Origin of the sequence: Streptococcus sp. HMSC072D05 (genome assembly GCF_001815805.1) — a bacterium.
Lineage (GTDB): Bacteria > Bacillota > Bacilli > Lactobacillales > Streptococcaceae > Streptococcus.
The window spans coordinates 258,752-281,047 of sequence record NZ_KV822038.1; the positions used below are offsets into that span (position 1 = coordinate 258,752).

The 22,296-nt window shown below is 41.8% G+C and carries 21 protein-coding genes and 1 other annotated feature; of the genes, 20 read left to right on the plus strand and 1 reads right to left on the minus strand.

What is annotated here, in order from left to right:
- Position 1: 1 nt before the first annotated feature.
- The 8 genes from rsmI to HMPREF3057_RS07140 all read left to right on the plus strand — a co-directional run bounded on the left by rsmI (position 2) and on the right by HMPREF3057_RS07140 (position 6,544).
- Complete coding sequence (rsmI, locus tag HMPREF3057_RS07105; RefSeq protein WP_070697028.1) at positions 2-880, plus strand: 16S rRNA (cytidine(1402)-2'-O)-methyltransferase; 879 nt, start codon at positions 2-4, stop codon at positions 878-880.
- Between the two features lie 133 nt (positions 881-1,013).
- Complete coding sequence (trmFO, locus tag HMPREF3057_RS07110; protein WP_007518882.1) at positions 1,014-2,348, plus strand: methylenetetrahydrofolate--tRNA-(uracil(54)-C(5))-methyltransferase (FADH(2)-oxidizing) TrmFO; 1,335 nt, start codon at positions 1,014-1,016, stop codon at positions 2,346-2,348.
- A gap of 83 nt (positions 2,349-2,431) precedes the next feature.
- Positions 2,432-3,169 carry a UMP kinase gene (pyrH, locus tag HMPREF3057_RS07115; RefSeq protein ID WP_000002996.1) on the plus strand — a complete coding sequence of 246 codons (738 nt, stop codon included), beginning with the start codon at positions 2,432-2,434 and terminating at the stop codon, positions 3,167-3,169.
- A 7-nt stretch (positions 3,170-3,176) separates the two neighbouring features.
- Positions 3,177-3,734: a ribosome recycling factor gene (frr, locus tag HMPREF3057_RS07120; RefSeq protein ID WP_001262234.1), complete on the plus strand. Its 558-nt coding sequence runs from the start codon at positions 3,177-3,179 to the stop codon at positions 3,732-3,734.
- A 59-nt stretch (positions 3,735-3,793) separates the two neighbouring features.
- Positions 3,794-4,648 carry an RNA-binding virulence regulatory protein CvfB gene (gene cvfB / locus HMPREF3057_RS07125; protein ID WP_070697030.1) on the plus strand — a complete coding sequence of 285 codons (855 nt, stop codon included), beginning with the start codon at positions 3,794-3,796 and terminating at the stop codon, positions 4,646-4,648.
- An 11-nt stretch (positions 4,649-4,659) separates the two neighbouring features.
- On the plus strand, positions 4,660-5,265 hold the full coding sequence (locus HMPREF3057_RS07130; RefSeq protein ID WP_049477544.1) for a GrpB family protein: 606 nt from the start codon (positions 4,660-4,662) through the stop codon (positions 5,263-5,265).
- Entirely contained in the window at positions 5,262-5,477 is a 216-nt protein-coding gene (locus tag HMPREF3057_RS07135; RefSeq protein ID WP_001232084.1) for a YozE family protein, read from the plus strand. The genes HMPREF3057_RS07130 and HMPREF3057_RS07135 overlap by 4 nt, the downstream gene beginning before the upstream one ends.
- Positions 5,478-5,557: 80 nt before the next feature.
- Positions 5,558-6,544 carry a PhoH family protein gene (locus tag HMPREF3057_RS07140; protein ID WP_070697032.1) on the plus strand — a complete coding sequence of 329 codons (987 nt, stop codon included), beginning with the start codon at positions 5,558-5,560 and terminating at the stop codon, positions 6,542-6,544.
- Between the two features lie 52 nt (positions 6,545-6,596).
- On the opposite strand, the gene ald is transcribed toward HMPREF3057_RS07140, so the two are convergent.
- The gene (ald, locus tag HMPREF3057_RS07145) at positions 6,597-7,709 is read right to left on the minus strand and encodes an alanine dehydrogenase (RefSeq protein WP_049477543.1); all 1,113 of its coding nucleotides are present in this window, start codon (positions 7,707-7,709) and stop codon (positions 6,597-6,599) included.
- Between the two features lie 175 nt (positions 7,710-7,884).
- Between ald and HMPREF3057_RS07150 the strand changes: the two genes are divergently transcribed.
- From HMPREF3057_RS07150 to HMPREF3057_RS07205, 12 genes are all read left to right on the plus strand, one after another.
- On the plus strand, positions 7,885-8,454 hold the full coding sequence (locus HMPREF3057_RS07150) for a GNAT family N-acetyltransferase (protein WP_049477542.1): 570 nt from the start codon (positions 7,885-7,887) through the stop codon (positions 8,452-8,454).
- A 66-nt stretch (positions 8,455-8,520) separates the two neighbouring features.
- Positions 8,521-9,171, plus strand: a complete 651-nt coding sequence (locus tag HMPREF3057_RS07155; protein ID WP_049520776.1) for a helix-hairpin-helix domain-containing protein — start codon at positions 8,521-8,523, stop codon at positions 9,169-9,171.
- A complete protein-coding gene (locus tag HMPREF3057_RS07160) occupies positions 9,155-11,395 on the plus strand; it encodes a DNA internalization-related competence protein ComEC/Rec2 (RefSeq protein ID WP_070697035.1) in 2,241 nt (746 codons plus the stop codon). The genes HMPREF3057_RS07155 and HMPREF3057_RS07160 overlap by 17 nt, the downstream gene beginning before the upstream one ends.
- A 72-nt stretch (positions 11,396-11,467) precedes the next feature.
- Positions 11,468-11,599, plus strand: a sequence feature (ribosomal protein L20 leader region).
- Between the two features lie 15 nt (positions 11,600-11,614).
- Positions 11,615-12,145: a translation initiation factor IF-3 gene (infC, locus tag HMPREF3057_RS07165; protein ID WP_000848184.1), complete on the plus strand. Its 531-nt coding sequence runs from the start codon at positions 11,615-11,617 to the stop codon at positions 12,143-12,145.
- A gap of 32 nt (positions 12,146-12,177) precedes the next feature.
- Positions 12,178-12,378 carry a 50S ribosomal protein L35 gene (rpmI, locus tag HMPREF3057_RS07170; protein ID WP_001125942.1) on the plus strand — a complete coding sequence of 67 codons (201 nt, stop codon included), beginning with the start codon at positions 12,178-12,180 and terminating at the stop codon, positions 12,376-12,378.
- A gap of 51 nt (positions 12,379-12,429) precedes the next feature.
- Entirely contained in the window at positions 12,430-12,789 is a 360-nt protein-coding gene (rplT, locus tag HMPREF3057_RS07175) for a 50S ribosomal protein L20 (protein ID WP_000124830.1), read from the plus strand.
- A gap of 173 nt (positions 12,790-12,962) precedes the next feature.
- Positions 12,963-14,627, plus strand: coding sequence for a molecular chaperone HscC (locus tag HMPREF3057_RS07180; protein ID WP_049477539.1), 1,665 nt, complete (start codon positions 12,963-12,965; stop codon positions 14,625-14,627).
- Positions 14,628-14,640: 13 nt separating this feature from the next.
- Positions 14,641-17,412, plus strand: a complete 2,772-nt coding sequence (locus HMPREF3057_RS07185; protein WP_070697037.1) for a J domain-containing protein — start codon at positions 14,641-14,643, stop codon at positions 17,410-17,412.
- 97 nt (positions 17,413-17,509) lie between these two features.
- Entirely contained in the window at positions 17,510-17,890 is a 381-nt protein-coding gene (locus HMPREF3057_RS07190) for a lactoylglutathione lyase (protein WP_061759792.1), read from the plus strand.
- 246 nt (positions 17,891-18,136) lie between these two features.
- The gene (locus HMPREF3057_RS07195; RefSeq protein WP_070697039.1) at positions 18,137-18,937 is read left to right on the plus strand and encodes a dihydroorotate dehydrogenase electron transfer subunit; all 801 of its coding nucleotides are present in this window, start codon (positions 18,137-18,139) and stop codon (positions 18,935-18,937) included.
- Positions 18,900-19,886 (plus strand): dihydroorotate dehydrogenase, encoded by a 987-nt coding sequence (locus HMPREF3057_RS07200; protein WP_180364457.1) that lies wholly within the window; start codon positions 18,900-18,902, stop codon positions 19,884-19,886. Before HMPREF3057_RS07195 ends, HMPREF3057_RS07200 begins: the two co-directional genes overlap by 38 nt.
- Before the next feature lie 110 nt (positions 19,887-19,996).
- Positions 19,997-22,249 (plus strand): glucosaminidase domain-containing protein, encoded by a 2,253-nt coding sequence (locus HMPREF3057_RS07205; RefSeq protein WP_083312824.1) that lies wholly within the window; start codon positions 19,997-19,999, stop codon positions 22,247-22,249.
- The last annotated feature ends 47 nt before the right edge of the window (positions 22,250-22,296 follow it).

The window sequence follows — 22,296 nt, forward strand, 5'->3', positions numbered from 1 at the left end:
CATGCAGATTCAAAAAAGTTTTAAGGGACAATCTCCCTATGGCAAGCTTTACCTAGTAGCAACGCCGATTGGCAATCTAGATGATATGACCTTTCGTGCTATCCAGACCTTGAAAGAGGTGGATTGGATTGCAGCTGAGGACACCCGTAATACGGGGCTTTTGCTCAAGCATTTTGACATTTCTACTAAGCAGATTAGTTTTCATGAGCACAATGCCAAGGAAAAAATTCCTGATTTGATTGGTTTCTTGAAATCAGGGCAAAGTATTGCTCAGGTATCCGATGCGGGTCTACCTAGTATCTCAGATCCTGGGCATGATTTGGTCAAGGCAGCTATTGAGGAAGAAATCGCAGTTGTTACCGTTCCAGGTGCTAGTGCAGGAATTTCTGCTTTGATTGCCAGTGGTTTAGCGCCACAGCCACATATCTTTTACGGTTTCTTACCGAGAAAATCAGGCCAACAAAAGCAATTTTTCGACTCAAAAAAAGATTATCCTGAAACTCAGATTTTCTACGAATCGCCCAATCGTGTGGCAGATACATTGGAAAATATGCTAGAAGTCTACGGTGACCGCTCGGTAGTCTTGGTCAGGGAATTGACCAAAATCTATGAAGAATACCAACGAGGAAAGATTTCAGAGCTACTAGAAAGTATTGCTGAAACGCCACTCAAGGGCGAATGCCTTCTCATCGTTGAAGGTGCCAGTCAGGATGTGGAAGAAAAAGACGAGGAGGACTTGTTTTCAGAAATCCAAACCCGTATCCAACAAGGCATGAAGAAAAATCAAGCCATAAAGGAAGTTGCGAAACTCTACCAGTGGAATAAAAGCCAGCTCTATGCTGCCTACCACGATTGGGAAGAAAATCAAGAAAATGACTAAACAGGGAAGTTTGCCTTCTTCCCTTTTTTTGTTATACTAGTAAAAGAAAATTTAGAAAGATTTGTGGGTGTCAAACAGTCTAGTAGCTTGTTTTGATATGAACTTAGGTTCCACCCAAAGAGGTATTAGTGTCATGTCTCAATCTTATATCAATGTTATCGGAGCAGGTTTGGCAGGGTCTGAAGCAGCTTACCAAATCGCAGAACGTGGTATTCCAGTTAAACTCTATGAAATGCGTGGGGTCAAGTCAACACCTCAGCACAAAACAGACAATTTTGCTGAATTGGTTTGTTCCAATTCCTTACGTGGGGATGCTTTGACCAATGCAGTTGGGCTTCTGAAGGAAGAAATGCGTCGCTTGGGTTCTGTTATCTTGGAATCTGCTGAAGCTACACGTGTTCCTGCGGGCGGTGCCCTTGCGGTGGACCGTGACGGTTTCTCCCAAATGGTGACCGAAAAAGTAGCCAACCACCCCTTGATTGAGGTGGTTCGTGATGAAATTACAGAATTGCCGACTGATGTAATCACAGTTGTCGCTACCGGTCCTTTGACCAGCGATGCCCTAGCTGAGAAGATTCATGCCCTTAATGACGGTGATGGATTCTATTTCTACGACGCGGCGGCGCCTATTATCGATGTCAATACCATTGATATGAGTAAGGTCTATCTCAAGTCTCGTTATGACAAGGGAGAAGCAGCCTACCTCAACGCTCCAATGACCAAACAAGAATTTATGGATTTCCATGAAGCCTTGGTCAATGCGGAAGAAGCACCGCTCAATTCCTTTGAAAAAGAAAAGTACTTTGAAGGATGTATGCCTATCGAAGTCATGGCTAAGCGTGGCATTAAAACCATGCTTTATGGTCCTATGAAACCAGTTGGTCTGGAGTACCCAGACGACTATACGGGGCCTCGTGATGGCGAATTCAAAACCCCTTATGCAGTTGTCCAGCTTCGTCAGGATAATGCGGCTGGTAGTCTCTACAATATCGTCGGTTTCCAGACCCACCTCAAATGGGGAGAACAAAAGCGTGTCTTCCAAATGATTCCAGGTCTTGAAAATGCGGAGTTTGTTCGCTATGGGGTCATGCACCGCAATTCTTACATGGATTCGCCAAATCTTCTTGAGCAGACCTATCGTTCTAAGAAACAGCCAAACCTTTTCTTTGCTGGTCAAATGACGGGTGTAGAAGGCTATGTTGAGTCAGCAGCTTCAGGGTTGGTTGCAGGTATTAACGCAGCTCGTCTCTTTAAGGGTGAAAGTGAAGCTATCTTCCCAGAGACCACAGCGATTGGAAGTCTGGCTCATTACATCACTCACGCTGATAGCAAACATTTCCAACCCATGAATGTCAATTTTGGGATTATCAAGGAATTGGATGGCGAGCGTATCCGTGATAAGAAGGCTCGTTATGAAAAAATTGCAGAGCGTGCTCTTACCGACTTAGAGGAATTTTTAACGGTCTAATTTTTTTCAAAGAATTGCTCATGATACTATAAAAATCTTAGAAATTGTGATAAAATAGGTAGGATAAAAAAAGGAGAGTAAAAATGGCGAATCCCAAGTATAAACGTATTTTAATCAAGTTATCAGGTGAAGCCCTTGCCGGTGAACGTGGCGTAGGGATTGATATCCAGACAGTTCAAACAATCGCAAAAGAGATTCAAGAAGTTCATAGCTTAGGTATCGAAATTGCCCTTGTTATTGGTGGAGGAAATCTCTGGCGTGGGGAACCTGCTGCAGAAGCAGGAATGGACCGTGTTCAGGCAGATTACACTGGAATGCTTGGGACTGTGATGAATGCTCTTGTGATGGCAGATTCATTGCAACAAGTTGGTGTCGATACGCGTGTGCAAACAGCCATTGCCATGCAACAAGTGGCAGAACCTTATGTACGTGGACGTGCCCTTCGCCACCTTGAAAAGGGTCGTATCGTTATCTTTGGTGCTGGGATTGGTTCACCTTACTTCTCAACAGATACAACAGCAGCCCTTCGTGCAGCTGAAATTGAAGCAGATGCCATCCTTATGGCTAAAAATGGCGTAGACGGTGTTTACAATGCCGATCCTAAGAAAGACAAGACAGCTGTTAAGTTTGAAGAATTGACCCACCGTGATGTTATCAATAAAGGTCTTCGTATCATGGACTCAACAGCTTCGACCCTCTCTATGGACAACGACATTGACTTGGTTGTCTTTAACATGAACCAACCAGGCAACATCAAACGTGTCGTATTTGGTGAAAATATCGGAACAACAGTTTCAAACAATATCGAAGAAAAGGAATAAGAAAATTATGGCTAATGCAATTGTAGAAAAAGCTAAAGAAAGAATGACCCAGTCTCACCAATCACTTGCTCGTGAATTTGGTGGTATCCGTGCCGGTCGTGCCAACGCAAGCTTGCTAGACCGTATCCATGTAGAATACTATGGAGTCGAAACTCCTCTTAACCAAATCGCTTCAATTACTATTCCAGAAGCGCGTGTTTTGTTGGTAACGCCATTTGACAAGTCTTCATTGAAAGACATCGAACGTGCCTTGAACGCTTCTGATCTTGGTATTACACCAGCTAATGACGGCTCTGTGATCCGCTTGGTTATCCCAGCTCTTACAGAGGAAACTCGTCGTGACCTTGCTAAAGAAGTGAAGAAGGTCGGTGAAAATGCTAAAGTAGCTATTCGTAACATCCGTCGTGATGCTATGGACGAAGCTAAGAAACAAGAAAAAGCAAAAGAAATCACTGAAGACGAATTGAAAACTCTTGAAAAAGATATTCAAAAAGTAACAGACGATGCTGTTAAACACATTGACGACATGACTGCCAATAAAGAAAAAGAACTTTTGGAAGTCTAAAAATAAACAGAAAAACTCAGTTGGCATTGCTGGCTGAGTTTTATTCGAAAGAAGGAAATATGAATACAAATCTTGCAAGTTTTATCGTTGGACTTATCATCGATGAAAATGACCGTTTTTACTTTGTGCAAAAGGATGGTCAAACCTATGCACTTGCCAAGGAAGAAGGTCATCATACAGTAGGGGATACGGTCAAAGGTTTTGCCTACACGGATATGAAGCAAAAACTCCGCCTGACAACCATAGAAGTGACTGCAACTCAGGACCAATTTGGTTGGGGAACCGTAACGGAAGTTCGTAAGGACTTGGGTGTTTTTGTGGATACAGGTCTGCCCGATAAGGAAGTCGTAGTATCACTCGATATCCTCCCTGAGCTCAAGGAACTCTGGCCTAAGAAAGGTGATAAACTTTACATCCGTCTTGAGGTGGACAAGAAAGACCGAATCTGGGGACTCTTGGCTTATCAGGAAGACTTCCAACGTCTGGCTCGTCCTGCCTACAACAACATGCAGAACCAAAACTGGCCAGCCATTGTTTACCGCCTCAAGCTGTCAGGGACTTTTGTATACCTACCAGAGAATAACATGCTTGGTTTTATCCATCCCAGCGAACGTTACGCAGAGCCACGTTTGGGGCAAGTGTTAGATGCGCGTGTTATCGGTTTCCGTGAAGTGGACCGTACCTTGAACCTATCCCTCAAACCACGTTCCTTTGAAATGTTGGAAAATGATGCTCAGATGATTTTGACTTACTTGGAAAGCAATGGCGGTTTTATGACCTTGAATGATAAGTCATCCCCTGAGGACATCAAGGCAACCTTTGGCATTTCTAAAGGTCAGTTCAAGAAAGCACTCGGTGGATTGATGAAGGCTGGCAAAATCAAGCAAGACCAGTTTGGTACAGAGTTGATTTAAGCCTTATAGAAATGATAAAGAAACTTGAAGAAATGAGTTTAGAGGAACTCTGGCAACTTTTTCCTATTTTTCTAGTAGAGCACAGGTCAGAGTGGAAAGACTGGTATGAATCGGAAAAAATAAGCCTGAAAAAAATATTGGGTGCAAATGTTATTCAAAGAATAGAACATATCGGTAGCACTGCTATCCCTAATATTTGGGCTAAAAATATCGTTGATATTCTGTTAGAAGTAGGTAAAATAGAGGATTTAGCAAGAGTTAGGGATTTATTGGTGAAGAATGGGTGGCTAGTGATGTCGGAGAGTCCTAACAGGATTTCGCTAAATAAAGGCTATACAGAGCAGGGATTTGCTGAGAAAGTTTTTCATTTACATTTGCGAATGACGGGAGATCATGACGAGATTTATTTTAGAGATTATCTCTGCCAGCATCCAGATATTGCCCAAGCGTATCAGGAATTAAAACTCAGTTTGTGGAAAAAATTTGAACACAATCGAGACGGCTATACAGATGCGAAAACAGATTTTATAAACCACTACGTTTCAGAGGCTAAGTCCAGTAATTTTCAAGAATCAGAAAAGTGTCATCAAAAAACTCTTGATAGGAGAAAGAATTGAGAAAATCATTTTACACTTGGCTCATGACCGAGCGCAATCCTAAAAGTAATAGCCCTAAAGCCATCTTGGCAGACCTCGCTTTTGAAGAGTCAGCTTTTCCAAAACATACAGATGATTTTGATGAGGTGAGTCGCTTTTTGGAGGAGCATGCCAGCTTCTCTTTTAACCTAGGAGACTTTGACGCCATCTGGCAAGAATACTTAGAACACTAGAGACAATGAGATGAGGCTAGTATTTTATTGTTCTCTTTGCTATAATAAAAAGAAATAAACGGATTAGAGAGGTTCTTTATTTGAAGGAACATTCAATAGACATTCAACTAAGTCATCCAGATGACTTGTTTCATCTTTTTGGATCCAACGAGCGCCATCTTCGTTTGATGGAAGAAGAACTCGATGTGGTGATTCATGCTCGTACAGAGATTGTGCAGGTTATCGGAGAAGAGGCTGCCTGTGAGGAAGCCCGTCAGGTTATTCAGGCATTGATGGTCTTGGTGAATCGGGGGATGACCGTTGGCACGCCAGATGTGGTGACTGCGATTAGCATGGTCAAAAACGATGAAATCGACAAGTTTGTCGCCCTTTACGAAGAAGAAATTATCAAGGACAATACAGGGAAGCCGATCCGTGTCAAAACCTTAGGTCAAAAGCTTTATGTGGACAGTGTCAAACAGCATGATGTGACCTTTGGAATCGGACCAGCAGGGACAGGGAAGACCTTTCTTGCAGTGACCTTGGCAGTGACAGCCCTTAAACGTGGGCAGGTCAAGCGGATTATCCTTACTCGTCCAGCAGTGGAAGCAGGTGAGAGTCTAGGATTTCTTCCAGGTGATCTCAAGGAGAAGGTGGATCCTTATCTTCGACCAGTTTACGATGCCTTGTACCAGATTCTCGGGAAAGACCAAACGACCCGTCTCATGGAGCGTGAAATTATCGAAATCGCGCCCCTTGCCTATATGCGTGGTCGGACCTTGGATGATGCTTTTGTCATTTTAGATGAGGCACAAAATACGACCATCATGCAGATGAAGATGTTCCTGACTCGTTTAGGCTTTAATTCGAAGATGATTGTCAATGGAGATATCAGCCAGATTGACCTACCACGCAATGTTAAGTCCGGTTTGATTGATGCTCAAGAAAAGCTCAAGAACATTCACCAAATCGACTTTGTTCATTTTTCAGCCAAGGATGTGGTTCGTCATCCAGTTGTCGCTCAGATTATCCGAGCTTATGAACCAGCTCCAGTTAAGGTTGAAGAAAAGAACCAAGAAACAGAATAGCAAAAAAGCAGTTCAGACGTGAACTGCTCTTTTTTTTAATGAGTGTCTAGCTTTAAACAAGTTCGTCGATAGACGTGTGCTCTTTATCGAGCCCTTGAGCAACTGGTAGGCTAGTTAAGTAACCTTTATAAGTGGTCACACCTTGACGTAAGCCTTCATCTTCAGAGATTGCTTGTGCGAATCCTTTGCCGGCCAAAGCTTCGATATAAGGAAGAGTGACATTGGTTAGGGCGATAGTAGAGGTACGAGCAACTGCACCAGGGATATTGGCAACGGCATAGTGGAGAACACCGTATTTTTCATAGACAGGTTCATCGTGCGTTGTCACACGGTCAGCTGTCTCGATTACACCACCTTGGTCAACGGCAACATCAACGATGACAGAGCCTGGACGCATTTGTTTGACCATCTCATCTGTCACCAATTTTGGTGCTTTGGCACCAGGGATGAGAACCGCACCAATCACTACATCAGCATCTCTCACACTTGCTTCGATGTTGAATGAATTAGACATAAGAGTTTGAATTTGGTTTCCAAAGACTTCTTCTAGAACCGAGAGACGCTTAGCGCTGATATCTAAAATAGTCACTTGAGCACCAAGACCAAGGGCAATGCGGGCAGCATGTGTACCGACGACACCACCACCGATGATGGTTACTTTTCCTTTTGGAACACCTGGTACACCACCTAGTAGGACACCAGAACCACCAGCTTGCTTAGTAAGGAAGTGAGCTCCGATTTGAACAGCCATACGACCTGCAACCTCACTCATAGGAACGAGGAGCGGTAGTTGTCCTTGATTGTCACGAACAGTTTCATAGGCAATTCCTGTTGTTTTGGCTGCTAACATAGCTTCTGCTAATTCTGGCGCAGCGGCCATGTGCAAGTAGGTGAAGAGAAGAAGATCGTCGCGCAGATAACCATATTCAGAAGCTAGTGGCTCTTTTACTTTCACGACTAACTCGGCAGCCCAGGCTTCAGCAGCAGTAGCGACAATCTCAGCTCCTTGCTTTTGATAGTCCGAATCAGTAAATCCTGAACCGAGACCAGCATTTGTTTCGATGAGGACGCGATGTCCACGGCTGACTAAACTGTGGACGCCAGCAGGAGTGAGGGCAACGCGGTTTTCGTTATTTTTAATTTCTTTTGGAATTCCGATTAACATAGAGATAACCTACCTTTCAATTGTCGGATTGTTTTGGTTGTCACATTCCATTCCATAAATCAAAAATGTGATGGTTTTATTGTATATGAAACCGCTTCAAAAATCAAGAAAAACTTGTCATTCAAATTTCTTTATGCTAGACTAGTGAGAATCAAGCTCTAATGGAGGGAAAAGTATGGAATCAATATTTGTTAAATTTTCCAAGTATCCAACTATAGAAACGGAGCGTTTATTGCTCCGACCTGTAACCTTGGACGATGCAGAAGCTATGTTTGAGTATGCCTCAGACAGAGAAAATACACGCTACACTTTTCCAACAAATCAAAGCTTAGAAGAAACCAAGAATAACATCGCTCAGTTTTACTTGGCTAGTCCCTTGGGATGGTGGGGAATCGAACTAAAAAGCAATGGTCAGTTTATTGGTACCATTGACTTGCACAAGATCGATACTGTTCTTAAGAAGGCAGCCATTGGCTACATTATCAATAAAAAATATTGGAATCAAGGATTGACGACAGAAGCCAATCGAGCCGTGATTGAACTGGCTTTTGAGAAGATTGGAATGAACAAGTTGACCGCTCTTCACGATAAAGACAATCCCGCATCAGGAAAGGTCATGGAGAAATCAGGTATGCGTTTTTCCCACCAAGAACCCTATGCCAGAATGGATAATAAAGAACCAGGTCGAATTATCACAAGGGTTCATTATGTCTTGACTAAGGAAGACTATTTTGCAAATAAATAAGCAGGTGAAAAGATTTTTCACCTGTTTTTTTCTTTCTCTTACGAATAATCTAAGAGAGGAGAAAATATGGAAGTAATTATCGAGAAAATCAAAGAGTATAAAATCATTGTCATCTGTGCTGTTTTAGGCTTGGCCTTGGGCGCATTTTTCCTACTAAAGCCAACTTCACAAACATCTGTGAAAGAAACAAACTTGCAGGCTGAAGTTGCAGCTGTTTCAAAGGATTCATCATCTGAAAAGGAAATCAAGAAGGAAGAAAAGGAAGAATCTCCTGAACAAGATCTAATCACAGTAGATGTTAAGGGGGCTGTTAAATCGCCAGGGATTTATGATTTGCCAGTAGGGAGTCGTGTTCATGATGCCGTTCAGAAGGCAGGTGGCTTGACAGATGAGGCAGATAGCAAGTCGCTCAATCTAGCACAGAAAGTCAGTGACGAGGCTCTTGTCTATGTTCCAACTAAGGGAGAAGAAGCGGCTAGCCAGCAGGTTGCCTCTGGAACGACTGCTTCGACAAGTAAAGATAAGAAGGTCAACCTAAATAAAGCTAGTCTGGAAGAACTCAAGCAGGTCAAAGGCTTGGGAGGAAAGCGAGCACAGGATATTATCGACCATCGTGAGGCAAATGGCAAATTCAAGTCGGTTGATGAATTAAAGAAGGTTTCTGGTATTGGCGCTAAGACCATAGAAAAGCTAAAAGACTATGTTACAGTGGATTAAGAATTTCCCTATCCCCCTAATCTATCTGAGTTTCCTGTTGCTCTGGCTTTACTATGCCATTTTTGGAGTGTCCTATCTCGCACTGCTAGGTTTTGTTTTTTTGCTTGTCTGTCTCTTTTTCCAATTTCCTTGGAAATCGGCCGGTAAAGTTCTAGCGTTTTGTGGAGTTTTTGGTTTTTGGTTTTTGTTTCAAAACTGGCAACAGACACAAGCTAGTCAGAACCTAGTGGATTCTGTTGAAAGGGTACGGATTTTACCAGATACCATCAAAGTCAATGGAGACAGTCTGTCCTTTCGGGGCAAGGCTGAGGGCCGCACCTTCCAAGTTTATTATAAACTCCAGTCCGAGGAAGAGAAAGAGCTCTTTCAGGCCTTAACAGACCTTCACGAGATAGAGCTAGAAGGAAAACTTTCTGAGCCTGAAGGGCAGAGAAATTTTGGTGGATTTGACTACCGAGCCTATCTGAAGACTCAGGGAATTTACCAGACACTGACTATCAAGAGCATCCAGTCACTTAAACAGGTTAGCAGTTGGGATATAGGTGAAAATTTGTCGGCTTTACGTCGAAAGGCTGTAGTTTGGATCAAGGCGCACTTTCCAGACCCTATGCGCAACTATATGACAGGGCTTCTTTTAGGACATTTGGACACGGATTTTGAGGAGATGAATGAGCTTTATTCCAGTCTTGGAATTATCCATCTATTTGCCTTGTCAGGTATGCAAGTGGGCTTCTTTATGGATGCCTTTAAGAAACTCCTCTTGCGATTGGGCTTGACCCAAGAAAAGTTGAAGTGGCTAACTTATCCCTTTTCTCTTATCTATGCAGGTCTGACAGGATTTTCAGCATCTGTCATTCGCAGTCTCTTGCAAAAGTTACTGGCCCAACATGGTGTTAAGGGTTTGGATAATTTTGCCTTGACGGTCCTTGTCCTCTTTATCATCATGCCCAACTTTTTCTTGACAGCTGGAGGGGTCTTGTCCTGCGCTTATGCTTTTATCTTGACTATGACAAGCAAAGAAGGGGAGGGGCTCAAGGCTGTTGCCAGAGAAAGTCTGGTCATTTCTTTGGGAATATTGCCCATTCTATCCTTTTATTTTGCAGAATTTCAGCCTTGGTCTATCCTTTTGACCTTTGTTTTTTCCTTTCTGTTTGATGTGGTCTTCTTGCCACTTTTGTCCATCTTATTCATTCTGTCTTTTGTTTACCCAGTCACTCAGTTTAACTTTGTCTTTGAGTGGTTGGAGTGTATCATTCGCTTGGTATCGCAGCTGGCAAGTAGGCCCTTGGTCTTTGGCCAACCCACCGCATGGCTTTTAATCTTATTGTTAATTTCCTTGGCAATATTGTATGATTTGAGGAAAAATGGCAAAAGAGCAGCTGTATTCAGCTTACTTATCGTGGGGCTCTTTTTCTTAACCAAGCATCCTCTGGAAAATGAAATCACCATGCTGGATGTTGGGCAGGGAGAAAGCATTTTTCTACGGGATATGACTGGTAAAACTATCTTGATAGATGTAGGAGGTAAGGCAGAATCCGACAAAAAAATCCAAGCTTGGCAGCAAAAGTCTACGACCAGCAATGCTCAGCGCACCTTGATTCCCTATCTAAAAAGTCGAGGAGTAGATAAGATTGATCAGCTGATTTTGACTAACACAGAGAAAGAGCATGTTGGAGATTTACTAGAGGTGACCAAGGCTTTCCATGTCGGAGAAATTTTAGTATCAAAAGGAAGTCTGACACAGAAGGAATTTGTGGCAGAACTAGAAGCAAGTCAAACCAAGGTACGCAGTGTGACAGAGGGGGATAATTTTTCGATTTTTGGAAGTCAGTTAGAAGTCCTATCTCCAAGGCAGATTGGAGATGGGGATCGTGATGATTCTTTGGTTCTTTATGGAAAACTCTTAGATAAGCACTTTCTCTTCACAGGAAATTTGGAGGAAAAAAGAGAGAAGGACTTGTTGAAGCATTATCCTGACCTAGAGGTGGATGTCTTGAAAGCAAGCCAACATGGTGCTAAAACCTCATCAAATCCAACTTTCCTAGAAAAAATCAAACCAGAAATTACTCTCATCTCAGTTGGAAAAAACAATCGTGCGAAACTCCCCCATCAGGAATCCTTGACACGAATGGAAAGTATCAAGAGTAAGATTTACAGAACTGACCAGCAAGGGGCTATCCGCTTTACAGGGTGGAATAGTTGGAGAATTGAAACGGTTCGATAAAATAGACAAACTTTTCGAAAAATTGACTTTTTATCTTGACAAGGGATAGAAAACTTGGTATCATATAAAAGTTGAGAAAAGCAGAAGTGAGAGCTTCTCGCCTTGTGACATCAAGTTGCCTGGCCCTACGGATGAAAAGTTTCTAAGAAACGCTATCATAACGTGCGGGCTTGTATCATTACGAGTCCGCTATTGTTTTTCTCTAATAATAAAAAAGAGGTGAAAACCATAGCAAAGCAAGACTTATTCATCAATGATGAAATTCGTGTACGTGAAGTTCGCTTGATCGGTCTTGAGGGAGAACAGCTAGGCATCAAGCCACTCAGCGAAGCGCAAGCATTGGCTGATAGTGCAAATGTTGACTTAGTATTGATTCAACCCCAAGCAAAACCACCTGTTGCTAAAATTATGGACTACGGTAAGTTCAAATTTGAGTACCAGAAAAAGCAAAAAGAACAACGTAAAAAACAAAGTGTTGTTACTGTGAAAGAAGTTCGTCTGAGTCCAACTATTGACAAGGGTGACTTTGACACAAAACTTCGCAATGCACGCAAGTTCCTTGAAAAAGGAAATAAAGTTAAGGTATCCATTCGCTTTAAAGGGCGTATGATCACCCATAAAGAGATTGGTGCAAAAGTTTTAGCCGAGTTTGCTGAAGCAACACAAGATATTGCGATCATCGAACAACGAGCTAAGATGGATGGACGCCAAATGTTCATGCAGTTGGCGCCAGCAACTGACAAAAAATAATTGTCAGAAAGTTAAATAAAGGAGAAAAAATCATGCCAAAACAAAAAACACACCGCGCATCAGCTAAACGTTTCAAACGTACAGGTTCTGGTGGACTTAAACGTTTCCGTGCTTACACTTCTCACCGTTTCCACGGAAAAACTAAGAAACAACGTCGTCATCTTCGTAAAGCATCTATGGTGCATTCAGGAGATTTCAAACGTATCAAAGCAATGCTTACTCGCTTGAAATAATAGCCTAACAGTAAGTAAACAATTCTAGGAAATATTTGGAGGAAATAAAACATGGCACGTGTTAAAGGTGGCGTTGTATCACGCAAACGTCGTAAACGTATTCTTAAATTAGCAAAAGGTTACTATGGAGCTAAACACATCTTGTTCCGTACTGCAAAAGAACAAGTAATGAACTCTTACTACTATGCATACCGTGACCGTCGTCAGAAAAAACGTGACTTCCGTAAATTGTGGATCACTCGTATCAATGCGGCAGCTCGTTTGAACGGACTTTCATACTCACAATTGATGCATGGTTTGAAATTGGCTGAAATCGAAGTTAACCGTAAAATGCTTGCTGACTTGGCTGTTAACGATGCAGCAGCTTTCACAGCTCTTGCAGATGCAGCTAAAGCAAAACTTGGTAAATAATGACAAACTGTTTCATTCTTACTCTCGTGGTTTTTACCGCAAGAGTAGGGTGAAACTTTTTTATTTTCCTTAAACGATTTTCTATTTTAGAGAGTAAATCACAGATTTTTTCAAAGAAAATAGGATATTTCTTGTATAATAGGAATATCTAAAAGATTTGGAGTTAGAAGAAGATGATAGTAGGTATTGATTTAGGAACGACTAATTCTTTAGTAGGGGTATACCAAGATGGCCAGGTTAAGCTGATTCCCAATGCTTTTGGTGAGTATTTAACTCCTTCTGTTGTGGCTTTAGATGACAATGATGAGATTATAGTTGGAAAAATTGCCAAGGAACGCTTGGTGACCCACCCAGATAAGACGGTTTCTCAGTTCAAGCGTTTTATGGGGACCAAGCATGAATTGACACTAGGAAATCGAGCATATAAGGCTGAAGAATTAAGCTCTTTTATCATTCGAAAGTTGGTAGACGATGCAGAGACCTATCTTGGAGAAAAGGTCGAGGAAGTGATTGTTAGTGTACCAGCTTATTTCAACGATGCTCAACGCTATGCGACCAAACTAGCAGGTAAATTTGCTGGAGTTCAGATTGATCGGATTATCAATGAACCTTCCGCAGCGGCTCTTGCTAAAAGATCTATGGTAAACCAGGAAGATCAATCTTTTATTGTAGTCGATTTTGGCGGTGGAACTCTAGACATTTCAGTTGTGGAGCTTTTTGATAATATCGTCGAAATCGTGTCGATCGCAGGGGACAATCGTTTGGGAGGCGAAGACTTCACTGCGGCTATTGCTGAGGAATTTTTAGTTTCTAATCAATTAACCAAGGATACGATTTCACGAGAATTTTATAGCAAAATTCTGGTACAGGCTGAAAAGAAAAAGGTAGAACTCAATGAGAAAGAAGAAGTAAAGATGACAGTTCTGGACCAAGAACAGGAATACACTTTAGACTTGAGCTACCAGCGTTTTTATGAGCTTTGTCAACCTCTGCTAGCCCGTGTTAAGGCCGTTTTGGACCGTGCCTTGATGGATGCGCGCTATAGCTATGTATCATCAGATAACTTTGTTCTTGTTGGTGGGACTTCGAAACTCCGCTTGGTTCAGGACTTTTTATCTTACTGTATCAATCAAATGGTGCAGGTTTCAGATGATCCTGATCGGATGATTGCGAGAGGTTGTGCCCTTTTAGCAGGAATAAAAGAACGCCAGGGTGAGATACGAGATTTATTACTGTCTGATATTTGTCCTTTTACACTGGGGATTGAGATAGTTGGCGACCGCTTTTCGCCGATTATTGAGCGAAATTCTACCCTCCCTGCTTCACGCATCGAACAGTACTATACGGCTGAATTGGGACAGAGCCAAGTCAAGATAAAGGTCTATCAAGGTGAGATGATGAAAGCATCACAAAATCTGTTCCTAGGAGAATTAGAAGTTCCCGTCCCTGTGAATACTCGAGTAAATGAAAGTTTCACAGTTCGATTTACCTATGATTTAAATGGGATTTTGGATGTCGAAGTGAAAATTGATTCAACACAGGAAGTCTTTAGTCATGTTATTCTCCAAGATAGTGTTACTCTGACAGAAAAGGAAATCAAGGCTAAGCAAGTAGAGTTGACTCGCTATAAGATCAATGCTCAAGAAACAGAGGTTTATCGTTTCTTGATTGAAAAAGCGAATCGTGTGTACAGTATGCTCTTGGGGAGAAGAAGAGATGAGCTAATGGCTGAAACTAGACGATTTGAAGAAGAGGTCAGTCAAGCATCTGTTTATCATTTGCCAAAACTTTATCAATCATTTTCAAACTATCTAGACTTTCTAGAGCGAGGACTATAAAAGAGGAGACCTTATGAATATATGGGAAACTTTAGGGATAGAGCCAACGACTGACGTCAAGCTTATTAGAAGGCGTTATGCTGAATTGGTTCGGCTCTATCACCCAGAAGACCAACCAGAAATTTACCAAGAAATTGTTGAAGCTTACCAAAAAGCCCTGACTTATGCGAGGTCTAGAAACACAAGACCAGAAAATAGTCTCAAAAAAGCGAGTGACTCTCAAGAAGCTACTGAACTTGAAGAAGAGGCGAATGAAAAGCCTAACTCTAGTCTCAACTTTGAAAACTTGACTGAAAAAACGAAGACTGAGAACGAAGAGTCTGAAAGATCTGGTCTTGATTTCAGTGATTATCAGCAATCGACTGATAAAACCAGCGATTCCTTTAACTTTGAAACCTTTAAAGCAGAAGAGAATGAGCAAAAGTCCACCCTTGACTTTAGTGACTATGATGAGGAAGTTCAGCTAAATGGAGATTCTGAAGAAAGAGCTACGAATACCCTCAATTTTGAAACGTTTGGTGATGAAGAGAACCAGGGGCAAGAAGGATTAACAAGGTCTACTCTTGACTTTAGCGGTTATAATGAAGAAACTTATCTGATCCGAAATGCAATTGAAAGTATTGTTAAAAATGATGATTACAGTCCAGAAGAACAAGAGCATCTATGGCGTCAGTTCTTTCATCAGTATCAGTATGATATGGACATTGTTCAATCCGTTTTAGAGGAAATGGATGTTTATATTTTTAACAAACCGGAGCAATTCTCTATCCTCATTCCCTTGCTAGAAGACTATATACCTGACTTTAAGTACTGGAGCTATTACTATAAACTGAAGTATTGGAAAGTTAAAAGAGCTATAGCAGAAGAGGAAGGCAGTTCGCTTGAAAGCGCACATGAAGCCACTGAAGAATTCTATTATTCTTATCAACTTTGCCAAGAAATTCTCCGAGATTATAACAAAGCAAATCAATTGAGCTCTTGGATAGAATTTTTCAAGCACCCCTATCTGAGCTTTATGGTCTTGGATCAAGTAAATCAGAATCGTCAAATAATCAAGAGCGTTCCTGTTTTAAGCTATATCCTTGAAAAAAACCGACAAGTCATATTTGAAGAGGATTATCCACTCTTGAATGACTTGGCTGATTACTTAGAAGAAGTAAAAGAGGAGCTGGGAGAAAACGTTGACTTTAGTCACTACTCTCTAGATAATCCAGATGAAGTTGAGGCAGCCTTCTATGAGTTGCTCCATGCTCGCTATCAAGACGAGTACAAACTGTTACGTGATTGGCAATATCTTTTTGAAACAGTTAAGGATCATACTCTCCTACTTGATTTGTTAGAAAAGGTGGACGTCTATCCTTTAACCAATGCGAAAGTGTTAGCCCTCGTTCTCCAATTTGTGGAGCGTTATAGTGATGAGGAATCAAATCCTTACCTGAAGAAACTCCATTTCTGGAAGAGTATCCATTCCTATCCTTCAGTGGTAGAGGAGTATGAACTAGACAAAAAGGAAAATTTTGATTACTGGTACAATGAAGGTTATCTCTATATGGATAAGCTCACCAAGAGCGATGAAGATATCAATGATTGGGAGAAGTGGAGAAGCTACTTTAAAGGAAGACCACGTATTCTAACGATTTTACTCCAACAGATCTATAAGGAGTACCATCGATTTACAGATGGCGAGCTCCTGAGATATATTTTAGCTCCTTTTCCTACTTCTAAAATGGCTCCCCAAATGATGACGGAGGAGACAGACCAGAAACTAGAAGAGATGACAGTTTATGCTTATGAACTTAGTCATCCAAAGGCCAAGCTCTCTTATTTGGATTGGAAAAAAAGACAGGTATTTAATAATAAGTTTCTTCAGATTTTCTCTGGTCTCTTTACGATTGTGAGTTTGCTACTCAGTATTATAGAGCGACCTGGTTATAATTCATGGGTTCATGCTGGCATGTTTTCACTCTTTTACGTCTATATGCTAAAATTAAGGAAAACACCGATTGAGGAGGGAGTGACTGCTAGAGGAGAAAAACGGAAATTCTACTACAGTCCTCATCCATGGTTCCTATTAATCTTATTATTAACCCTCGTCATTCCATCCTTACCGTTTGGTCTCATCGGTGCTCTTATGTTCATTACATTATTCTGTCTAATCGATGGTTTTCAGGTGAGTCAAGGGCTGAAGTGGGATTATTCTTTGGAGAAGCTGATTCCTATCGGTATCTTTCTTTCTGCTGGCTTCTTATCCGCTTTGGTAAATAGAAACCAGATCATTTCTGGAGTTGCAATGATGTACTTCCATATTTTTGCAATTCTTGTGATTTGCTTGTCTTTTACAAGATTTAGTCCTAGATTTCCACCATCTCTGAAGAAAATTTTCATACCAGCAATCTTGGGGATCCTACTCTTTCAAACGCTGCCCTATATTCACAGCCGTTTAGACATCTTTGATCCAACTATTCTACAAAATGAGACTCTAGCCATAACGGTTATTCTCTTGTTAAATGGAATCGCCTTGTCTTATTTTACAAAGGATCAAGGCTTCATGATTGGTGTGAAGAAGGTCTTTATGATTTATGGCTTGCAGATCTTTATTTTCCTAAGAAGACTGTTCCGAATCCTATTTGCACCAAATTCAGTTTTCGGTAATAACTATCATTACAGAGACTTACTACTCATGAACAGCGAATTTGCTTTCTACTTCCTCGAGGGACTTTTTGTCCTGATCATGCTTTTCCTTATTCGCAATATACGCAAGGAAAATCGTAAAAGTGCTGCTTAGAATGAAAGCTTAGAGAAGAAGACTCTAGTTCAAGTTTCTAGTAAATTTTGTCCATTAAGGGTATAATAGAACTATTAAAATGAAAGAGGTAATGAAAATGGCTTCAAAAATGCTACACACTTGCTTGCGAGTAGAAAACCTTGAAAAATCAATTGCATTCTATCAAGATGCTTTTGGTTTTAAAGAATTGCGTCGCAGAGATTTTCCAGATCATGCTTTCACCATTGTCTATCTAGGACTTGAGGGTGATGACTACGAGTTGGAGTTAACCTATAACTATGATCACGGTCCTTATGTGGTAGGAGATGGCTTCGCCCATATCGCCCTCAGTACACCTGACCTTGAGGCCCTACATCAAGAACATAGCGCTAAAGGCTATGAGGTGACAGCCCCTAATGGACTTCCAGGAACTGCACCAAACTATTACTTTGTCAAGGATCCTGATGGCTACAAGGTCGAAGTCATTCGTGAAAAATAATCCAGTGAAGTCAGGTAGAATGTTCGTTTTCTGCTTGACTTTTTTTCTTTGAAAGAGTATACTAATACAAATTTAACCTTTAAGGGGAGTCCAGAGAGACTCACAAGGTGTCAGATAAAAGGGATAGGGGACTCTCTGTGGAGACTTTTTAAGTGTGCGCATGAGTTCTAGCCTAACCCAACTGAGGCCTTGCATTAGCAAGGTCTTTTCTTTATCTGGTCCCCTTAAATTTAAGGAGGAAAAGTCATGAATCCCACATGTAAGAAACGTTTGGGTGCCATTCGTTTGGAAACCATGAAGGTGGTCGCACAAGAGGAAATTGCGCCAGCAATCTTTGAATTAGTCCTAGAAGGGGAAATGGTTGAAGCCATGCGAGCAGGCCAATTTCTACATTTGCGTGTGCCTGATGATGCCCATCTCTTACGCCGTCCTATTTCAATTTCGTCTATCGATAAGGCAAACAAGCAGTGTCATCTCATTTATCGGATTGAGGGGGCTGGGACCGCTATTTTTTCAACATTAAGTCAGGGTGATATTCTTGATGTGATGGGACCTCAGGGGAATGGTTTTGACTTGTCTGATCTGGACGACCAGAGCCAAGTTCTCCTCGTTGGTGGGGGGATTGGTGTTCCGCCCTTGCTTGAGGTCGCCAAGGAATTGCATGCGCGTGGGGTGAAAGTAGTGACAGTTCTCGGTTTTGCTAACAAGGATGCTGTTATTCTAGAAAAGGAATTGGCCCAATATGGTCGGGTCTTTGTAACAACAGATGATGGTTCATATGGCATCAAGGGAAATGTATCTGTTGTCATCAATGATTTAGACAGTCAATTTGATGCTGTTTACTCATGTGGGGCTCCGGGAATGATGAAGTACATTAATCAAGCCTTTTATGACCACCCAAGAGCCTATCTATCTCTGGAATCCCGTATGGCTTGTGGGATGGGGGCTTGCTATGCCTGCGTCCTAAAAGTTCCAGATAGTGAGACTGTCAGTCAACGTGTCTGTGAAGATGGCCCTGTTTTTCGCACAGGAACAGTTGTATTATAAGGAGAAAGTCATGACTACAAATCGTTTACAAGTTTCTCTCCCTGGTTTGGATTTGAAAAATCCGATTATTCCAGCATCAGGCTGTTTTGGTTTTGGCCAGGAGTATGCCAAGTACTATGATTTAGACCTTTTAGGATCCATTATGATCAAGGCGACGACACTAGAACCCCGTTTTGGAAATCCAACTCCCAGGGTGGCAGAAACACCTGCCGGTATGCTCAATGCAATCGGTCTGCAAAATCCTGGTTTAGAAGCTGTTTTAGCTGAGAAGTTGCCTTGGCTGGAAAGAGAGTATCCTACGCTTCCCATCATCGCAAATGTTGCAGGCTTTTCAAAACAAGAGTACGCTGCCGTTTCTCGAGGAATTTCCAAGGCAGCTAATGTAAAAGCAATCGAGCTCAATATCTCTTGTCCGAATGTGGATCACGGCAATCATGGACTTTTGATTGGGCAAGATCCTGATTTGGCCTACGAAGTGGTAAAAGCAGCTGTGGAAGCCTCTGATGTGCCAGTTTATGTTAAGTTAACCCCTAGTGTAACGGATGTTGTCACTATTGCTAAAGCCGCAGAAGATGCAGGAGCAAGTGGCTTAACCATGATCAATACCCTTGTCGGTATGCGCTTTGACCTCAAAACAAGAAAACCAATCCTAGCCAATGGAACAGGTGGGATGTCTGGACCAGCAGTCTTTCCAGTAGCCCTCAAACTCATCCGCCAAGTAGCCCAAATAACAGACCTGCCCATCATTGGAATGGGGGGAGTGGATTCGGCTGAAGCTGCGTTAGAAATGTATCTGGCTGGTGCCTCTGCCATCGGAGTTGGAACAGCCAACTTTACCAATCCTTACGCCTGTCCTGACATCATCGAACATCTACCAAAAGTCATGGACAAATATGGCATTAGCAGTTTAGAAGAACTTCGTCGAGAAGTCAAAGCCAGTCTGAGATAAACTAGGTCTTCCTTATCGTCAACAAGAAATAGAATCTTCATCAATTTGTAATATTTCCGTCGGTTAACTATGTTACAATAGGGTTTAGAAAACGTTATTGGAGCATTTAAATGAAACGATGGAAAGTGGCCCTAGTAAGTGCTGGCTTATTGGGGTGTTTTTTTACTGTAGTGGAGACAGCAAAAGCTGAAGAGGGAACTTGGCAAGGAAAGACCTATCTCAAAGCAGACGGGAAACCAGCAACCAACCAATGGATCTATGACCAAACGCAACAGACCTGGTTTTATTTAACAGCTGATGGAAACCGTGCTGAGAACGGCTGGTTGACAGTTGGTAGTAAGGATTACTATTTTAACGAAGCTGGAAAATTAGCTACGAAAACGTGGGTTGGCCAGTACTATGTGACTGAAAGTGGTGCTAAAGCCAAGGAACAGTGGGTATTTAATCAGGAAAAAGAATCTTGGTATTATCTCAAGTCTGATGGTCAGAAAGCGCAAAACGAATGGATTCAACAAGGTCAGGAAAAATATTACCTTAAAGAAGACGGGAAAATGGCCAAAGATGAGTGGATCACTCAAGGGGAGAACCAGTACTACATCAATTCACAAGGTAAAATGCTGAAAAATGCTTGGCTTGGTAAGAACTATATATCAGAAAATGGTAATAAGGTTAAACAAACCTGGATTTATGATGACAACTATAGCAGTTGGTTCTACCTTCAACAAGATGGTACCTATGCTGAAAATGGCTGGTTAACCATAGATGGGAAGGACTACCATTTCAAATCAGGCGGTTATCTTTCAACTGAGCGCTGGATTGATCGCTTCTATGTTGCGAAGAGTGGAGCTAAATTGAAATCGGAATGGCTCTTTGATAAGAATTATGATGCTTGGTTTTACTTGAAAGCTGACGGAACCTATGCCGAAAAAGGCTGGGAAACGATCAAAGAAAAAGATTACCATTTCAAATCAGGCGGCTATCTTTCTACCGAGCGCTGGATTGACCGCTTCTATGTTGCTAAAAGTGGAGCCAAACTGAAATCGGAATGGTTCTTTGACAAGAATTATAACTCTTGGTTTTACTTGAAAGCTGACGGAACCTATGCTGAAAAAGGTTGGCAAACCATCAAAGGCAAGGATTACCATTTCAAATCAGGCGGCTACCTCTCTACGGAAACTTGGATTGACCGCAGTTATGTGACGAGTAGTGGAGCAAAAGCTGGCAAAGGTTGGCTCTTTGACAAGAATTATAACTCTTGGTTCTATATCAACTCTGATGGAAATTATGCCAATAAAGAATGGCTCTGGGATAATGGTTACTACTATCTCAAATCTGGTGGTTATATGGCTGCGAGTGAGTGGGTATGGTACAAGAATAACTGGTTCTACCTCAAATCAAATGGAAAGATGGCTGAGAAAGAATTAATCTACGATTCATCCGACCAATCATGGTACTACCTTAAATCCGGCGGTTATATGGCAAAAAATGAAACTGTGGATGGTCATACCTTGGATGCTTCTGGTAGATGGCATGTTGCGGATAAAACCAAGTATTACAAAGTTAAACCAATCACAGCTTATGTCTATAGTGCATCTGGAGAAATCTTGAGTTACATTAACCAAGGAAGCATTGTTTCACTGGATAGCTCAACTCGCAAAGGCGGCCGACTTGCAGTTTCGATTTCTGGCTTGTCTGGCTATATGAATCAAAGTGATTTGACAGCAGTAGATGAAGGAAGCGAGTTTATCCCTCATTATACTAGTGATGGGAAATTCCTCTACCATGAACTCTCTCCTTATACGAGTATCAAAGTAGCTCCACACACATCTGCCATGGTTATTGGTAAGAAGTACTACTCAACTGACGGGGAACATTTTGATGGCTTTACCATTAAAAATCCTTTCCTCTTTAAAAACTTGAGAGAACCAAGTAATTATAGTGCAGCTGAGTTGGATAAACTGTATTCGATGATGAACTTGCAGGATAGTCCTCTAGCGGGTAAAGGAGCGACTTTCAAAGAGGCTGAGGAACGTTACGGTGTCAATGCCCTTTACTTGATGGCCCATAGTGCCCTTGAAAGTGCGTGGGGTCGCAGCCAAATTGCCAGAGATAAGAACAACTTCTTTGGTATTGCTGCCTATGATACGAGCCCATATCTCTCAGCCAAGAGCTTTGATAATGTGGACAAAGGAATTCTCGGTGCGGCCAAGTGGATTCGTGAGAATTACATCGACTACGGCAGAGACCACCTTGGAAATAAAGCAACCGGAATGAATGTTCGCTATGCTTCCGACCCATACTGGGGTGAGAAAATTGCTAGCATTATGATGACCATCAATAGTAGACTTGGTGGAAGAGACTAAAAGATAAGCAACGGTAACTACTGAAAAAGTGGTTATCGTTTTTGTTT

Excerpts from the sequence above, each read along its gene's own strand:
- rsmI (WP_070697028.1), top strand. The coding sequence starts at position 2 with ATGCAGATTCAAAAAAGTTTTAAGGGACAATCTCCCTATGGCAAGCTT.
- trmFO (WP_007518882.1), top strand. The coding sequence starts at position 1,014 with ATGTCTCAATCTTATATCAATGTTATCGGAGCAGGTTTGGCAGGGTCT.
- pyrH (WP_000002996.1), top strand. The coding sequence starts at position 2,432 with ATGGCGAATCCCAAGTATAAACGTATTTTAATCAAGTTATCAGGTGAA.
- frr (WP_001262234.1), top strand. The coding sequence starts at position 3,177 with ATGGCTAATGCAATTGTAGAAAAAGCTAAAGAAAGAATGACCCAGTCT.
- cvfB (WP_070697030.1), top strand. The coding sequence starts at position 3,794 with ATGAATACAAATCTTGCAAGTTTTATCGTTGGACTTATCATCGATGAA.
- HMPREF3057_RS07130 (WP_049477544.1), top strand. The coding sequence starts at position 4,660 with ATGATAAAGAAACTTGAAGAAATGAGTTTAGAGGAACTCTGGCAACTT.
- ald (WP_049477543.1), bottom strand. The coding sequence starts at position 7,709 with ATGTTAATCGGAATTCCAAAAGAAATTAAAAATAACGAAAACCGCGTT.
- HMPREF3057_RS07150 (WP_049477542.1), top strand. The coding sequence starts at position 7,885 with ATGGAATCAATATTTGTTAAATTTTCCAAGTATCCAACTATAGAAACG.
- HMPREF3057_RS07155 (WP_049520776.1), top strand. The coding sequence starts at position 8,521 with ATGGAAGTAATTATCGAGAAAATCAAAGAGTATAAAATCATTGTCATC.
- HMPREF3057_RS07160 (WP_070697035.1), top strand. The coding sequence starts at position 9,155 with ATGTTACAGTGGATTAAGAATTTCCCTATCCCCCTAATCTATCTGAGT.
- rpmI (WP_001125942.1), top strand. The coding sequence starts at position 12,178 with ATGCCAAAACAAAAAACACACCGCGCATCAGCTAAACGTTTCAAACGT.
- rplT (WP_000124830.1), top strand. The coding sequence starts at position 12,430 with ATGGCACGTGTTAAAGGTGGCGTTGTATCACGCAAACGTCGTAAACGT.
- HMPREF3057_RS07180 (WP_049477539.1), top strand. The coding sequence starts at position 12,963 with ATGATAGTAGGTATTGATTTAGGAACGACTAATTCTTTAGTAGGGGTA.
- HMPREF3057_RS07185 (WP_070697037.1), top strand. The coding sequence starts at position 14,641 with ATGAATATATGGGAAACTTTAGGGATAGAGCCAACGACTGACGTCAAG.
- HMPREF3057_RS07190 (WP_061759792.1), top strand. The coding sequence starts at position 17,510 with ATGGCTTCAAAAATGCTACACACTTGCTTGCGAGTAGAAAACCTTGAA.
- HMPREF3057_RS07195 (WP_070697039.1), top strand. The coding sequence starts at position 18,137 with ATGAATCCCACATGTAAGAAACGTTTGGGTGCCATTCGTTTGGAAACC.
- HMPREF3057_RS07200 (WP_180364457.1), top strand. The coding sequence starts at position 18,900 with ATGGCCCTGTTTTTCGCACAGGAACAGTTGTATTATAAGGAGAAAGTC.
- HMPREF3057_RS07205 (WP_083312824.1), top strand. The coding sequence starts at position 19,997 with ATGAAACGATGGAAAGTGGCCCTAGTAAGTGCTGGCTTATTGGGGTGT.